Genomic DNA, 15,118 nt, shown 5'->3' on the forward strand with positions numbered 1-15,118 from the left:
TCGTCGTGCGCGTGGGCGCGGTCGATCACGAAGGTCTTGCTGCAATAGGGGCAGACCACCTCGCCCGTCTCGGGCGGAATCGTCAGCCAAACCCGCGGATGCCCGCCCAATCCCCCGTCACAGGCCACTTTCCAGCTCGTCACAATCTGGGTCTCGGGGGTCTTGGTCATGGCAGGCTCCTCGTCTGGGGCTGATACGCTTGGCCCGATTTATCCGCAAAAGCGGGCGCGGGGCAAGCGGCGCTGCGGCAGGCTGCCTCAGTCGAGGCTGATCATCCGGCCAATCGGGCGCCCAGCGAGGATATGCATGTGGAAATGCGGCACCTCCTGCACCCCGTGCTCGCCCGCATTGGTGATGGCGCGGAACCCCTTGCCGCCCGAATGCGCCTCGGCCCCCGAACGTTTCACCACTTCCGCCACGGTGCGGGCGAAATCGACGATTTCCGCCGCGGAGGCCTCGGCGCAGAAATGGTCATAGGTGACGTAAGGCCCCTTCGGGATCACCAGCACATGCACCGGCGCTTTTGGCGCAATATCGGCGAAGGCGAGCGTATGCTCGGTTTCCAGCACCGTCTTGTTGGGGATCTCGCCGCGCAGGATGCGGGCGAAGATATTCGTATCGTCATAGACATAGGGCACGGGCCACCTCCTCAATCGACAAACAGATAATCGGTCTCGGCGATCTCGAGCGCAAGCTCCCGATCAATTCCGAGAAACGCGGCAAGCGGGGCGGCATTCTCGTCCGGGCCCACGTTCTGACGCATCCGCAAAAACACCGGGAACTGCGCATCGCGCATCTGCTCGCTTTCGTGCTGCAGATCATAGCGGATCGTCGGCAAAAGCCGGTCAAGCACCTCGCGCGGGCTGTGCTCCCCCGCAAGGCCGATCCGGCGCGCATGGCCGATCAGATAGTCATCGGTGAAGTCGCAGGCGATCTCCAGAATCCGTGTCGTGCATTTGTCGTCCGCGAAATCGCGCATCAGCTCGATGGCGGCAGGATCAAGGCAGATCACCAACCGGTCGGTTTCGTAATAGTCAAACAGCATGCGCAAAAGGGCGCGGCGGTGGCGGTTGCGCTTTTCCACCGTGCGCTCGATGCCGCCCAGATCGGGAAGCCCCCCGGCCTCGTTGAAGAGATATTCAACCACCGGCAGCCCGGTGCGCTGATGCACCTGTTCGACCAGACGCTTGGCGACATGCCATTTCTTGCACACCACGATCATCAGCGTGCGCTCGCGCCCGAGGCTCGCCTCGCGCTCCCAAAATCGCGGGCCAAAGCGCCGCCCGATCCGGCCCCGCCCGGTGACGAAGGAAAAGAGCGCCCGCCCCTCGTTCGAGATCTCGAACTGCGCGCCCTTTTGCTGCCAGAGCGCGCCAAGCCGCTCTTTCAGTTCCAGCGCATCGGGGCTGATCTTGCGCGCAAACAGGTAATCCTGCCCCAAAAGCAGATCATAGTGATCGTTGTAGAAGGTCACCGGCATGCCGTAATCGGTGAACATGAGGAAGGTGAGCGTGCGCGCGCGGATCTCTTTTTCCGGCACCAGATGGCGCACAATGGTCTGGAAAAACGTCTCGTCAGGGATCCATGTGGTGCGGAAAAACCGCATCACGTCGCGGCGCTTGCGCGTGAACTCAAGCACCCATTCGATGGTGCGCCGCCGCAGGCACCACCATTGCGAGCCGATCATCATCTGGATGTCGTCGGGGATCTTGCGGGTCAGGCCAAGTTTTTGCTGCAGCGTGAAAGAGGTGTAGAACAGCTTCGATTGGCTGCGCTCATTGAACCAGTGCCGATAGATCAGCCGCTCTTCCTTGAACCCGGTCTTGATCCAGCCCGAGCCGAAAAAATCGACGCTCTCGATATAGTCGACGTTTTCCGCATCCAGAAAGCGATGCGCATATTCGGCGCTTTTCACCGGCATGCAATCGCCCGAGAGCATGTAGAAATGCGTTGCATCCGGGAAGGCGTCGAGCGCCGCCGTCACCGCCTCAAGCGTGGCCTCGACAAGGCTCCATTCGCCCCAGCCGCATTTGCGGCGCTTCTTTGCAAAAGTCACCGAAGGGTTGGCGGAAAGCGCGTCATGGATGCGGGCAAAATCCTCGGCCCTGGCGCGCGCATCGAAATGGATCGAAACAAAATCGCCCGCCGCGGTGAGCCGCTCGGCCTGCGCAATGATCCCTTGCGGGTCCTTGTGGGTCAGGAGAATGAAGGCGATTTTGGCCATTTCGAAAACTGCTCTTGCCCGGATTTCTTGCCATCTGCCCTAATAGCGCCAAAAGGCGTTGAAAAAACAGAGCTTCCTTGCTTGATAGGAAGGAATTATCAAGGCCGGGCGCGGCAGGGTCGGCGCATCGCAACTGGAGGCAGAATTCATGGGGTTTCCCGGCACCTGGATGACCGAGAGCGAAAGCGTGGTTTACCGCGTGGTTCCCAAATGCGCCTGCTCCTCGATCGGGCAGATCATGTTCTACTCCGATCATGGCCGGTTCTTTGACGGCGACATCCATGACAGCACCGCGGGGCTGCACAAATGGAGCCAGGAAGAAAGCCAAAAGCTGATCGAAAAGAACGTGAAGGGGCACAAGAGCTATGCCTTCACCTGTGTGCGCAACCCCTATGCGCGCATCCTCAGCTCGTTCTTTGACAAGATCGCGGGCATTCAGCGCAACGGCAAGCGCTACCGCGGCAACCTTGTGCCGCAACTTATCCAGAAATACGGCATCGAAGTGGGCAGCCCCGAGGATGATTTCGCCTTTGATCAGGTGAAGTCGTTCCGCCGCTTCCTGCTGTTTGCCCGTGACACGATCCGCTGGCGCCGCCCGATGGAGCCGGACATTCACTGGTCGGCGATGTCGGGGCATATCTCGACCTTCATCGTCAACGGTGGGCGCTATGATCAGGTGTTTTTTACCGAAAAGTTCAACGAAGGGATGCAACAGGTGCTCGATCATATCGAGACACCGCATCCGGTCGACCTGAACGCGATCCCGAAGTTCAACGAGAGCGAGGGCCACGGGCCGAAACGCGCGCACAAGGTGAGCGACTATTTCGACGACCTGTCGCGCCATCTCGTGTGGGAGATCTACAAGAAGGATTTCCAGCTTTTCAAATATGACTTCGACGACCCGGACAACAAGTTCCCGATCGGCGAAGTGGATCTCGACGAGATGCACGCCAAACTCGGGGATTGACGCGGGCGAGCGATGGGAGCCGGGCTCAGCCCCTGCGGGCGGTAAAAAGCACCTGCCCGCGCGGCAGCAGCCGGTCATCCCGGGTGAGCACCCAACCGGGGGCGGCGTCATGCACCTCCGGTTCGCGCAGATGCCGCGGCGGGCGGTCGGGATGGGTCACCACGCCATCGGCTTGCCGGTAGGCGGTGTGCGCAAGCGCATCGGGCGCAAGAAAGACCGTGAACAGAAACGCCTCAAGCCGGGGGAAGCGCGCGAGGTTCGCCATCGCAAGCGCGAGGCATTCGCCCGGCAAATGCGCAAAGACGGCAAAGGCAATCGCATGGGTGATCGTGTCGGGCACCCCCGGAAAGGCGAAGTCGCCATCCTCTATAAGCTGGGCCGGGTCGAGCCGGGCGGGGTCTTCCAGCTCGCGCGCATGGCCCGCGAGCAAAAGCGCACGAGAGGCATCCGTTGCCCAGTAATGGCCCGGATCGAGGTAGCCGACCGCCTTGCAGCCAAGCCGCAAAGCGCCCGCGCCGATGTCGAGCAGGTGGTGATGCGGCGCAAGCCCCGCATCGCGGAGCGCCGCCATCTGCACGCGCCCTGTTTCGTCCCAGCGCCCGCCCACGATCGCGCGATGCCGCCCGGCAGCAATCGCGCTCTCGTAAAAATCGGGCGCCAGATAGGGCGAGCGGCTCAGAGCAGCCCCTCGGCGCGGAACTGATCGAGAATATCCGCCTCCGGGCGCGCACCGTAATGGCTGATCACCTCGGCGGCGGCAATGCAGCCCATCCGCCCCGCAACGGCAAGCGGCTTGCCGGTGGCGATGCCGTAAAGGAAGCCCGCGGCAAATTGATCCCCCGCCCCCGTCGCATCGACCGGAACGACCCGGTGCACCGGCACCTCGACCCGCTCGTCACCACGGATCACCACCACATCGGCGCCCGACCGGGTGCAGACGACAAGCCCGCATTCGGAGGCCGCCTGCTTCAGCGCGCTCTCAAGATCGGTCTCGTAGAGCGAGGCCCATTCGTGTTCGTTGCCAATCGCAAAATCCATCTCCGCCTTCACGAGGCGGCGGAAGCTGTCGCGGTGACGATCAACGCAGAACGGGTCCGAAAGTGAAATCCCCGCGCGCCCGCCGCCACGGTGGCAGCCCTGCGCGGCTTTCAGGAACCCCGCCTTGCCGTGATCCTTGTCGAAGAGATAGCCTTCAAGGAACAGAAATTCCGTGTTTTCAACCACATCGAGCGGCACATCCTCGGTGGACAGCTCCGCCGAAATGCCGAGGTAGGTGTTCATCGAGCGCTCGCCATCCGGCGTCACAAAGATCATCGAGCGCGACGTCGGAAGCTCCACGCCGGTCACCGGCGGGTTCGGAAAATCGGTGCCCTCGGCCTTCAGCGCCGCCTCATAAAAATGGCCAAGCGCATCATCGGCAACGCGGCCAATGAAACCGGCTTTGAGCCCGAGGTTGCCAAGCCCCGCGATGGTGTTGCCAACCGAGCCCCCGGGCGCCTCGGTGCGCGCCCCCATCGCGGCGTAAAGTGTCTCTGCCCGCTCCCGGTCGATAAGCTGCATCACGCCCTTGTCGATGCCGTTCACGCTCAGGAACGCGTCTTCACATTGCGCGATCACGTCAACGATGGCGTTGCCGATGCCGACGACCTGATAGTTCTTCATGCGGTTTTCTCCTCGAAACGGCACAGATCGCGGATCAGGCAATCGGCGCAGCGGGGTTTGCGGGCGGTGCAGATGTAGCGCCCATGCAGGATCAGCCAGTGATGCGCATGGCGTTGCCATTCGACCGGCACATTGTCTTCAATCGCGCGCTCCACCGCCTCGACGTCACGCCCCGGGCAGAGGCCGGTGCGGTTGCCAACGCGGAAGATATGGGTATCGACCGCCTGCGCCGGATGCCCCCACCACATGTTGAGCACCACATTGGCGGTCTTGCGGCCGACGCCCGGAAGCGATGTGAGCGCCGCGCGCGAACTCGGCACCTCGCCGCCATAATTCTCAACGAGGATCTGGCTGAGCTTGATCACGTTTTTCGCCTTGTTGCGGTAAAGCCCGATCGACTTGATATGCTCGATCAGCCCCTCCTCGCCCAGCGCGAGCATCTTTGCGGGGGTATCCGCCAGCGGCCAAAGCGCGCGGGTGGCCTTGTTCACCCCCACATCTGTCGCCTGCGCCGAAAGCGCCACGGCAACAAGCAAGGTGAAGGCGTTGGTATGCTCAAGCTCCCCCTTCGGATGGGGCTCAACCGCCGCGAAGCGACGGAAGATTTCCTGCATCTGGGCATAGGCGAGTTGCGCGGTCATGCCCCCTTCTGCCCGGCCCCCGGCGAGCGGGCAAGAGGGGCCGCGCGCAGTTTACCATTTTCGGGGAATTGGGGACAATTCGCCGCCGCCGTTAACGTGTTGTTTGCCGTGTCGGAGAGACACTGAGGGCCGAGTCGCACCCGGCACGGCAGGAGGTTTCATGGAATACGGCTATCCGGTTTCGGTTCTCAGCTTCGACGCGGAGCACGCCCTTTGGTCGCTGGCGCATGATTTCGACGCCGAAACGATGCTTTGGCAGATTTCGCATGATGAGACGGGCGCCACGCTCACCGATGCGCTGGGCACAAAGCGCGCGCAGGGCGTGATGACGGCGGATGCGCCGCTGGTGCTCGAAAAGCCGGGCGGCGGCACGCTGCGCCTCGACCGGATCGAGATCGACGGCAGGCTCGCGCTTTACATGCCCACCGACCTGCTGGTGCCGGGGGCGGATTACGCGGAGGTGAAACCTTTTGCCCTGCCCGCGCGCGCCGCGAGCCCCGAAGAGATTGCCGCAATGCAGGCGCTGGGCGCGGGCACGATGGTCGCCACTGCCGAGGGCCCCGCGCCGATCGACTGGCTGCGCCCCGGCGACCGGGTGCTGACGCGCGACAACGGCTATCAGCCGCTTCTGTGGGTCGGCCAGCACACGATGCCGCGCCGCGCCCCGGAAGAAACCCGGCCGTTGCGGCTTTGCGCCGAGTGCTTTGGCGAGGCCCTGCCCGAGCGCGACGTGCTCGTGACCCCGGGCACCGGCATTCTGCTCGCCGGGCATGAGCTTGAACTGTGGTTCGGCGAAAGCGAGATGTTCGCGCCCGCGCGCCATGCGCTGCCGCAGGCCGAAACCGGACCGGGAAGCCAGAAGCTTTATTCGATGCTTTTCGAGGCGCCGCAGGTGGTGCTGGCCGAGGGCATGTGGGTCGCAACCGCCGATGCCGATGCGCCCTATCTCTCGCTCCTGCCCGACAATCTGCGGGGCCCGCTGACGATGCGGGTGGCCGCCGGCCATGCCGAGCCCGCGCGCGCCTGGCTCGACGATTGGGAAGTGGCGATGTTCCGCCGCGAGCGGCTCGCGCGCGCGCGCCGCTTGGCGGCCTGAGCGCGCAAACCGCAGCTTCCGGGTCGCGCTGCGGCCTTGTCCGGGCTAGGCTTCGGGCAAGGAGACCCCGATGCCCGACCCCATGACCGCCGCCCCGCTTGAGGAGCGCTACCATTACCGGGTGATTGCCCGCGCCATCGCCGAGATCGACGCCGCCGAAGCCGAGGCCCGTGCCGCGGGCCGCCCGGTGCAGATTTCGCTCACCGATCTCTCTGCCCGGCTCGGGCTTTCCCCCGCGCATTTCCAGCGCCTCTTCACCGCATGGGCGGGGGTTTCTCCCAAGCGTTACACGCAGTATCTCTCGCTTTCGCTCGCGCGAGAGCTGCTCATGGAGCGATTGCCGCTTGACACGGTGGCCGATGCCGCGGGCCTTTCGGCCCCGTCGCGGCTCCATGACCTGATGCTGCGCTGGGAGGCGATGACGCCCGGTGAGTTTGCCACTGGCGCCGCGGGGCTCACGATCCATTGGGGGCAATTTGACACCCCCTTTGGCCCCGCGCTGGCCTTTGCCACCGCGCGCGGGCTCTGCGGCCTCGCTTTCACCGCCGAGATGGGGTTTGCCGCCGCCTTTGCCGATATGGCGCGGCGCTGGCCCGGTGCCGCGCTGTGCGAAGACAACGAGCGCCTCGCCCCGCATGTCAGCGCCGCCTTCTCTGGCCGGGGCGCGACGCTCGCCCCGATCGGCGCGCCGTTTCAACTCAAGGTCTGGGAGGCGCTCCTTGCCATTCCGCCCGGCTCCGCCACGAGCTATGGCACGCTCGCCGCAAGGCTCGGCACGCCTGCCGCGGCGCGCGCTGTCGGCACGGCGGTGGGGCGCAACCCGGTGGCCTTGCTGATCCCCTGCCACCGGGTGTTGCGGCAATCCGGGGCGCTGGGCGGCTACCATTGGGGGCTCGGGATCAAGCGCGCCATCCTTGCGCGCGAGGCGATCCGCCGCGATGCGGCCCCCCTCGCCCAGATGTGATGTGCGAAATTATGCCCAATCTCGCAGCAGTGATGGAACCGCGCCACCGTTCCGGCGTAGTATTGGCGAAAGGGCCATAAGGCCGCCAATGACAGGGCAGAGCATGACCAGATCTTTCCTCATCGCCGCGACCGCAGCAACCTTTGCAGTCGCAGGCTGCACCCAGCCCTATAATCAGGGCTACAATCAGGGCTACAATGATACCGGAAGCGGCAAGGTGTCCAACACCCAGGCCGGGGCGATTACCGGCGCGCTTCTGGGCGGCGCGCTCGGCGCCACAAGCGGCGGGGACGAGCGGATCACCAAAGCCGCTGCGGGCGCGATCATCGGCGGGTTGATCGGCGGCGCCGTCGGCAACCAGCTGGACAAGCAGGCGCAGGAGTTGCGCCGCGATCTGGACACCAACGGCGTCTCCGTCGTGCGCCAGGGCGACCGGCTTGTGGTGACGATGCCGCAAGATGTGCTTTTTGCAACCGACAGCTCGGCGGTGCGCCCCGATCTGCAACAAGATCTCTACACGCTCGCGGGCAGCCTCAACCGCTACCCCGACACCACGGTCGAAGTGGTGGGCCACACCGATTCCGACGGCGAGGCCGCCTATAACCAGCGCCTCTCCGAAGCGCGGGCCCGCTCGGTGGCCAATATCCTCGTGAGCGCGGGCGTGCCGCAAGCGCGTGTGATTTCCTATGGCCGGGGCGAAGAGCAGCCTGTGGCCTCGAACTACACGCCCGAAGGCAAGGCGCAAAACCGCCGTGTCGAGTTCATCATCCGCGCCAACCGCTGACGGCGCGACCACAACAAGGCCAAGGCCGGGCCCTGCCCGGCCTTTTGCCGTCTTGCCCGCCTCGATCATTGGTCATAGTTTCTGACCACGGGGGACAGCATGCCATTTCAGAAGATCGAATCCGAAAAACTGGCCGCGGCGGTGGTGCGTCAGATCGAAACCCTGATCCTGCAGGGCGTGCTGCGGCCGGGCGAACGCCTGCCCTCAGAGCGCGAGCTTTCCGAGCGGCTCGCCGTGTCGCGCCCGAGCCTGCGCGAGGCGATTGCCGAATTGCAGGACTCCGGGCTTGTCACCACGCGTGCGGGCTCGGGCATTTTCGTTGCCGAAGTGCTGGGCCATGCCTTTTCGCCCGCGCTGATCCGGCTTTTTGCCCGCAACGATCAGGCGGTGTTCGACTATCTGGCGTTCCGGCGCGACCTTGAGGGGATGGCCGCGGAGCGCGCCGCAAGGCTCGGCTCGGACACGGATCTCAAGGTGATCGACACGCTCTTTGAGCGCATGGAGGCCGCGCATTCCAAGCGCAATCCGACCGATGAGGCGAGCCTTGATGCGCAATTCCACATGGCGATCGTCGAGGCCGGGCACAACATCATCATGCTGCATATGATGCGCGCGATGTTCGACCTGCTCACCGAGGGCGTGTTCTACAACCGGCAAGTGATGTTCCGCAACCGCACCACACGGGATTCGCTTCTGGAACAGCACCGCACCATCAACGCGGCGATTCAGGCGCGCGACGGGGCGGCGGCGCGGGCCGCCGTGGCGGCGCATATGGATTTTGTCGAGGTCTCGCTGGGCGAGCAACGCAAGGCCGACCGGCACGAGGCCTTGGCCCGGCTGCGGCTCCAGCACACCAGCGAAAAAGCCGCCAAACCGGAGTAGCCCGCCCCCGGGGCGCGGCCCGCGCCATGCCCGCCCCATGACCCGCGCGCAATGCAAAAGGGCGCCCCGAGGGGCGCCCTTCGCTATATCTGCCGGGGCAGGATTACATCATGCCGCCCATGCCGCCCATGTCGGGCATGCCGCCCGCGGCCGGTTTCGGCTCGGGTTTCTCGGCGATCATGCATTCGGTGGTGATCAAGAGGCCCGCCACCGAAGACGCATCTTCCAGAGCGGTGCGGGCGACTTTCGCCGGGTCGATCACGCCGAACTTGAACATGTCGCCATATTCTTCGGTCTGCGCGTTGAACCCGAAGGCGAGGTCGCTCGATTCGCGCACCTTGCCAGCCACCACGGCGCCGTCGACACCGGCGTTTTCGGCGATCTGACGCAGCGGCGCTTCAAGCGCGCGGCGCACGATGGCGATACCGGCATCCTGGTCGCCATTGGCGCCCGAGAGGCCGTCGAGCGATTTCGCCGCTTGCACGAGCGAGACGCCGCCGCCGACGATGATGCCTTCCTGCACGGCCGCACGGGTCGCGTTGAGGGCGTCGTCCACGCGGTCCTTGCGCTCTTTCACTTCAACTTCGGTCATGCCGCCGACGCGGATCACCGCAACGCCGCCCGCCAGTTTGGCAACGCGTTCTTGCAGTTTTTCACGGTCGTAATCCGAGGTGGTTTCCTCGATCTGAGCGCGGATCTGCGCCACGCGGGCGTCGATCTCGGCCTTGTCGCCAGCGCCGTCGACGATCGTGGTGTTCTCTTTCGAGATCGTGATCTTCTTGGCGCGGCCCAGCATGTCGAGGGTGACGTTCTCGAGCTTCATGCCGAGGTCTTCCGAGATCACTTGGCCGCCGGTCAGGATCGCGATGTCCTGCAGCATGGCCTTGCGGCGATCCCCGAAGCCCGGAGCTTTGACGGCGGCGATTTTCAGGCCGCCACGGAGTTTGTTGACCACGAGGGTGGCGAGCGCTTCGCCTTCCACGTCTTCAGCGATGATGAGGAGCGGCTTGGTCGACTGGATCGCCGATTCGAGCAGCGGCACCATCGGTTGCAGCGAGGAGAGTTTTTTCTCGTGCAGCAGGATGAAGCAGTCTTCGAGATCCGCGATCATCTTGTCGGGGTTGGTCACGAAGTAGGGCGAGAGGTAGCCGCGGTCGAATTGCATCCCTTCGACGACTTCAACCTCGGTGTCCATGCCCTTGTTTTCTTCGACGGTGATCACACCCTCGTTGCCGACCTTTTGCATCGCGTCCGCGATGAAGCGGCCGATTTGCGCTTCGCCGTTGGCCGAGATGGTGCCGACTTGGGCGACTTCGTCGCTGTCTTTCACCGGACGGGCGGCGGCCTTGATCGATTCCACGACTTTCGCGGTGGCGAGGTCGATGCCGCGCTTCAGATCCATCGGGTTGAGGCCCGCGGCGACCGATTTCAGGCCTTCCTTGATGATCGCTTGCGCGAGCACGGTGGCGGTGGTGGTGCCGTCGCCCGCTTCGTCATTGGTGCGCGAGGCGACTTCTTTCACCATCTGCGCGCCCATGTTCTCGAACTTGTCGGCCAGTTCGATTTCCTTGGCGACCGAGACACCGTCCTTGGTGATGCGCGGGGCGCCGAAGGACTTTTCGATCACGACGTTGCGGCCTTTCGGGCCGAGCGTCACTTTCACCGCGTCAGCGAGGATGTTGACGCCTTTCAGCATCCGGTCGCGGGCGTCGGTGGAGAATTTGACTTCTTTGGCTGCCATTCTTGAGGCTCCTTGAATACTCGTGGGGGATGAGCGGCGTGGCGCCGCCGCGGGGTCTCGTGATTACGAGATGATCCCCATGATGTCCGACTCTTTCATGATCAGCATTTCGACGCCATCAAGCGTGACTTCGGTGCCCGACCATTTGCCGAACAGAACCCGGTCGCCGATCTTCACCGAGGGGGCGATCAGCTCGCCCGAATCCTTGCGCGCGCCTTCCCCCACCGCGACGATCTCGCCCTCGGCCGGTTTTTCCTTCGCCGTATCGGGGATGATCAGGCCGCCCTTGGTTTTTTCTTCGCTTTGCACGCGCTTGACCAGCACGCGGTCATGAAGCGGTTTGAATGCCATCTGGGTCACTCCCTAAGGTTCCAGGTTGTCGCTTTTAGCACTCGCATCAAGCGAGTGCCAACGCAGCGCGATCTAGTCATCCCCCCCGAACCTGTCAACACCCGGCTCATGAAAATTTTGCGCCCCCGCCCCCGCCCCGGGCCCATGGGCTCGGTGACGTGCAAAGCCCGGGGGCGTGCCCTTGCCGCAGCCAAGGTTGGATTCTCGGGCGCAGGGCATATAATAGTGAGGGCCCATCGGCCTTTGGCATGCCGCGCAAGGCCTGCCCCGAACGGGGAGATCTTATGGAGCTTGGTCGTCTTCCGCCGCTGCGCGCTCTGGTGGCGTTTCAGACCGTGGCGCGCTACGGCAGCTTTACCCGCGCGGCAGAGCTTCTTGGGCTCACGCAAAGCGGGATCAGCCGACAGATCGCCCAACTGGAGGGCCATGTCGGCACCGCGCTCTTCGAGCGCCAGCCCTCGGGCGTGGTGCTGACCGCACTGGGCGAGGAATATGCCAAGGATGTCGGGCGCGCGCTCGATGCGCTGCAGGGGCTGGAAGCGGGGCAGATCGGGCGGCGTGGCGGCAATCAGGTGACCATCGCCTGCTCGCGCGGCGTGGCCGATTTGTGGATGCTGCCCCGTCTCGCGGGGCTGCACACCGCCTTTCCCGATCTTGAGCTGAAGCTGATCGTGAACGACTTCTATCCGCAACTGAGACACGATGAATTCGATCTGGCGATCTATTACCGGCCGATGCGGCCCGCCGATGTCACTTTCGATGCGCTCGGCGCCGAGGAGATGCTGCCGGTGATGGCGCCGGGCGGTGCACCGCTCATCGCGCGGGACGCCCCCGTGGTGCTGACGGTGGAAGAGACCCACAAGGAATGGACCGATTGGGGCAACTGGCTTTCGGCCGCGGCGGTGAGCCTGCCGCAGCCCACGCAACGCTGGAAACTTGGCGATTATCACCTCTCGGTGGAGGCGGCGCGGCGCGGGCTGGGGGTGGCGATGGGCTGGACATGGATCATGGCGGAGCACTTGATTTCAGGCGCTTTGGTGCCGGCACATGAATATGTGCTGCGCGGCGCGGGGCAGTATTACCTGATGCGCCCGACAACCCGCCATCAACGCCAGATCACGCGTCAGGTGGCGGACTGGCTGCTAGAGAGCAACCGTCTCTGGACCCGCTGACCCCTCTTGATCGCACAGGGGTATGACAGAAATTCATTTGTAACCCTAAGACTCATCTTCAATGTTCATAGGTAAAATTAAAGCTCCCGATCAGAGGGGCGCGAACACAGAGGAGATGACATGATGAACCTGCATAGCACGACTGCCATCAGCCGCCGCGGCGTTCTGGCCGGAGGCGCTGCGCTCGGCCTGCTGGGGCTCTCCGGGCGCCCGCTGCGGGCCGAGACCGCCCCCACCAAGGGGGGTGTGCTCAAGCTCGGAATCGGTGGCGGCTCGACCACGGACGATTTCGACACCCGCAAGCTGACCGACTGGGTGCCGGTGAACCAGGCCTATATGGTGATGAACGGGCTGGTCGAGATCGACGCCAACAACACCGCCCAGCCCGAGCTGTTCGAGAGCTGGGAAGCCGCCGAGGGCGCTGTCGACTGGACCTTCAAGGTGCGTCAGGGCATCACCTTCCACAATGGCAAGACCCTCACCGCGGATGACATCCTCTATTCGCTGAACCTGCACCGCGGCGACAGCGGCTCGGCCGCGCGCTCGGTGGCGGCGGCGATCAAGGATATTGTCAAGCTTGACGAGACCACGGTGAAGATCACGCTGGAAAGCGGCAATGCCGACCTGCCCTATGTGCTCTCGGATTATCACTTCCTCGTCGTGCCGGAGGGCTTTGACGACTGGATGAACCCGATCGGCACCGGCCCGTTCAAGCTGGAGCGGATGGAACCCGGCGTGCGGGCGCGCTTTGTCCGCAACGAAAGCTACTGGAAGCCCGGCTGCGCCAATGTCGATGCGGTCGAGGTGATCGTGATCAACGATATCGCCGCGCGCACCAATGCGCTGATGTCGGGTCAGGTGCACGCGATCAACTCGGTCGATTTCAAGACCGTCGATCTGCTTGGCCGCAACCCGAACATCGAGATCGTGAAATCGGCAGGCGGGCAGCATTTTACCTTCCTGATGGATTGCACGCAGGCCCCGTTCACCGATACCAATATCCGCCTTGCGATCAAGCATGCGGTCGATCGCGAGCAGCTTCTGACCACCGCACTGCGCGGCTATGGCCAGCTCGGCAATGATCATCCGATCCCGAAAACCGACCGGTTCTTCAACGCAGAGCTGCCGCAGCGCGCCTATGACCCCGAGAAGGCAAAGTTCTATCTCAAGCAAGCCGGGCTCGACAGCCTGAGCATCACGCTTTCCGCCTCCGATGCGGCCTTTGCGGGCGCGGTCGATGCGGCGGCGATCTTCCGCACCGCTGCGGCGGGCGCGGGCATCGACGTCACCCTGAAGCGCGAGCCCGCCGACGGCTACTGGAACGATGTCTGGATGAAGGCGCCGTTCTGCATGTCTTACTGGGGCGGGCGTCCGACCGCAGACCAGATGCTGACCATCGCCTATGAGTCCACCTCCGCCCAGAACGACACACACTGGAACAACGCGCGCTTCGACAGCCTGCTGACGGAAGCGCGCGCGCTCCTCGACGAGGAGAAACGCCGCGAGATCTATTGGGAGCTGCAGCAGATCATCCACGATGATGGCGGCGCGATGATCCCGATGTTCGGCGATTATCTCGATGCCGTGTCGAAAAAGGTCAAGGGCGTCACACCGCATCCGATGTTCAACCTGATGGGGGCACGGATGGCGGAGAAGGTCTGGCTCGACGCCTGATGACGACGCTGATCCTCAAACGCTTCGCCCTTGGGCTCTTCACGCTCTGGCTGGTCTCGGTTCTGGTGTTCGCCGGAACCGAGATCCTGCCCGGCGATGTGGCGGGCGCCCTGTTGGGCCAGAACGCAACGCCCGAGTCCCTTGCCGCGCTGCGCACCCAGCTCGGGCTCGATGAGCCCGCGCTGATGCGCTATCTCGGCTGGCTCGGCGGCATCACCCACGGCGATCTGGGCCAGTCGCTCGCAAACCACCGCCCGGTGGCAGAGCTGCTGTGGCCACGGTTCTGGAACACGATGGCGCTGGCCGCCTATGCGGGCGTGATCGCGATCCCGCTTGCGGTCAGCCTCGGCATCCTTGCGGCGGCGCGGCGCGGCCGCTTTTTTGACCGCTTTGCCAATATCGCGGCCCTCGCCCTCGTCTCGTTGCCGGAATACTTCCTTGGCCTGCTGCTGATCCTCGGCCTGTCCGTGCGCACCGGCTGGCTGCCAAGCCTTGCTGATACCTATGAGGGCATGGGCCTTGCGGCATGGGTCAAGGCCACCACCCTGCCGATGCTGGTGCTCGTGATGGTGACGATGGCGCAGATCCTGCGGATGACCCGCACCACGGTTCTGGGCGTGATGGATCAACCCTATATCGAAACCGCCTTCCTCAAGGGGCTGCGCAATGGCCGCGTGGTTTTGCGCCATGCCACCCCCAATGCCGCCGCGCCGATTGTCAACGTCGTCTCCTTCAACATCGCCTATCTGATCACCGGCGTGGTGCTGGTGGAGGCGGTGTTCAACTACAACGGGCTCGGGCGTTTCATGGTCGATGCCGTCTCCAAACGTGACCTGCCGATGGTGCAGGGCGCCGCAATCGTCTTTGGCGCGGCCTATGTGGTTTTGAACATGATCGCCGATATCGCCGCCATCGCGCTCAACCCGCGGCTGCGCCATCCGCGCGCGAAGGGGGCGTAAG

16 protein-coding genes are annotated in these 15,118 nt (G+C 64.1%); 8 read left to right on the top strand and 8 right to left on the bottom strand.

The window, feature by feature from the left end; genetic code table 11:
• The 3 genes from ACFSM0_RS07545 to ACFSM0_RS07555 form a co-directional block, all read right to left on the bottom strand.
• The coding region (locus ACFSM0_RS07545; protein WP_377388943.1) for a zinc-finger domain-containing protein at window positions 1-170 on the bottom strand (170 nt) is incomplete at its 3' end.
• Between the two features lie 87 nt (window positions 171-257).
• A complete protein-coding gene (locus ACFSM0_RS07550; protein ID WP_377388863.1) occupies window positions 258-638 on the bottom strand; it encodes an HIT domain-containing protein in 381 nt (126 codons plus the stop codon).
• 11 nt (window positions 639-649) lie between these two features.
• The gene (locus ACFSM0_RS07555) at window positions 650-2,224 is read right to left on the bottom strand and encodes a DUF5928 domain-containing protein (protein ID WP_377388865.1); all 1,575 of its coding nucleotides are present in this window, start codon (window positions 2,222-2,224) and stop codon (window positions 650-652) included.
• Window positions 2,225-2,372: 148 nt separating this feature from the next.
• Here ACFSM0_RS07555 and ACFSM0_RS07560 point away from each other — a divergent pair, with 148 nt between their 5' ends.
• Window positions 2,373-3,191 (top strand): sulfotransferase family protein, encoded by an 819-nt coding sequence (locus ACFSM0_RS07560; protein WP_377388867.1) that lies wholly within the window; start codon window positions 2,373-2,375, stop codon window positions 3,189-3,191.
• A gap of 25 nt (window positions 3,192-3,216) precedes the next feature.
• Here ACFSM0_RS07560 and ACFSM0_RS07565 read toward each other — a convergent pair whose 3' ends face one another.
• From ACFSM0_RS07565 to nth, 3 genes are all read right to left on the bottom strand, one after another.
• Entirely contained in the window at window positions 3,217-3,762 is a 546-nt protein-coding gene (locus ACFSM0_RS07565) for a class I SAM-dependent methyltransferase (RefSeq protein ID WP_377388869.1), read from the bottom strand.
• Window positions 3,763-3,866: 104 nt separating this feature from the next.
• Window positions 3,867-4,853: an adenosine kinase gene (locus ACFSM0_RS07570; RefSeq protein WP_377388871.1), complete on the bottom strand. Its 987-nt coding sequence runs from the start codon at window positions 4,851-4,853 to the stop codon at window positions 3,867-3,869.
• Window positions 4,850-5,494 (bottom strand): endonuclease III, encoded by a 645-nt coding sequence (gene nth, locus ACFSM0_RS07575; protein ID WP_377388873.1) that lies wholly within the window; start codon window positions 5,492-5,494, stop codon window positions 4,850-4,852. Before nth ends, ACFSM0_RS07570 begins: the two co-directional genes overlap by 4 nt.
• 160 nt (window positions 5,495-5,654) lie before the next feature.
• On the opposite strand from nth, the gene ACFSM0_RS07580 reads away from it, so the two are divergent.
• From ACFSM0_RS07580 to ACFSM0_RS07595, 4 genes are all read left to right on the top strand, one after another.
• Complete coding sequence (locus ACFSM0_RS07580) at window positions 5,655-6,590, top strand: Hint domain-containing protein (RefSeq protein ID WP_377388875.1); 936 nt, start codon at window positions 5,655-5,657, stop codon at window positions 6,588-6,590.
• A gap of 70 nt (window positions 6,591-6,660) precedes the next feature.
• Window positions 6,661-7,554: a methylated-DNA--[protein]-cysteine S-methyltransferase gene (locus ACFSM0_RS07585; protein ID WP_377388877.1), complete on the top strand. Its 894-nt coding sequence runs from the start codon at window positions 6,661-6,663 to the stop codon at window positions 7,552-7,554.
• Between the two features lie 103 nt (window positions 7,555-7,657).
• Window positions 7,658-8,338: a YiaD family glycine zipper/OmpA-like lipoprotein gene (locus tag ACFSM0_RS07590; RefSeq protein ID WP_377388879.1), complete on the top strand. Its 681-nt coding sequence runs from the start codon at window positions 7,658-7,660 to the stop codon at window positions 8,336-8,338.
• 99 nt (window positions 8,339-8,437) lie between these two features.
• The gene (locus ACFSM0_RS07595; RefSeq protein WP_377388881.1) at window positions 8,438-9,220 is read left to right on the top strand and encodes a FadR/GntR family transcriptional regulator; all 783 of its coding nucleotides are present in this window, start codon (window positions 8,438-8,440) and stop codon (window positions 9,218-9,220) included.
• Window positions 9,221-9,323: 103 nt separating this feature from the next.
• On the opposite strand, the gene groL is transcribed toward ACFSM0_RS07595, so the two are convergent.
• Window positions 9,324-10,961, bottom strand: a complete 1,638-nt coding sequence (gene groL / locus ACFSM0_RS07600) for a chaperonin GroEL (protein ID WP_377388883.1) — start codon at window positions 10,959-10,961, stop codon at window positions 9,324-9,326.
• A 63-nt stretch (window positions 10,962-11,024) separates the two neighbouring features.
• A complete protein-coding gene (gene groES / locus ACFSM0_RS07605) occupies window positions 11,025-11,312 on the bottom strand; it encodes a co-chaperone GroES (protein WP_377388885.1) in 288 nt (95 codons plus the stop codon).
• 284 nt (window positions 11,313-11,596) lie between these two features.
• Here groES and ACFSM0_RS07610 point away from each other — a divergent pair, with 284 nt between their 5' ends.
• From ACFSM0_RS07610 to ACFSM0_RS07620, 3 genes are all read left to right on the top strand, one after another.
• Entirely contained in the window at window positions 11,597-12,484 is an 888-nt protein-coding gene (locus ACFSM0_RS07610; RefSeq protein WP_377388887.1) for a LysR family transcriptional regulator, read from the top strand.
• A gap of 120 nt (window positions 12,485-12,604) precedes the next feature.
• Window positions 12,605-14,158 carry an ABC transporter substrate-binding protein gene (locus ACFSM0_RS07615; protein ID WP_377388889.1) on the top strand — a complete coding sequence of 518 codons (1,554 nt, stop codon included), beginning with the start codon at window positions 12,605-12,607 and terminating at the stop codon, window positions 14,156-14,158.
• A complete protein-coding gene (locus tag ACFSM0_RS07620; protein ID WP_377388891.1) occupies window positions 14,158-15,117 on the top strand; it encodes an ABC transporter permease in 960 nt (319 codons plus the stop codon). Before ACFSM0_RS07615 ends, ACFSM0_RS07620 begins: the two co-directional genes overlap by 1 nt.
• Window position 15,118 lies beyond the last annotated feature (1 nt).

Origin of the sequence: Rhodobacter lacus, from assembly GCF_042683065.1 — a bacterium.
Classification (GTDB): Bacteria; Pseudomonadota; Alphaproteobacteria; order Rhodobacterales; family Rhodobacteraceae; genus Rhodobacter; species Rhodobacter lacus.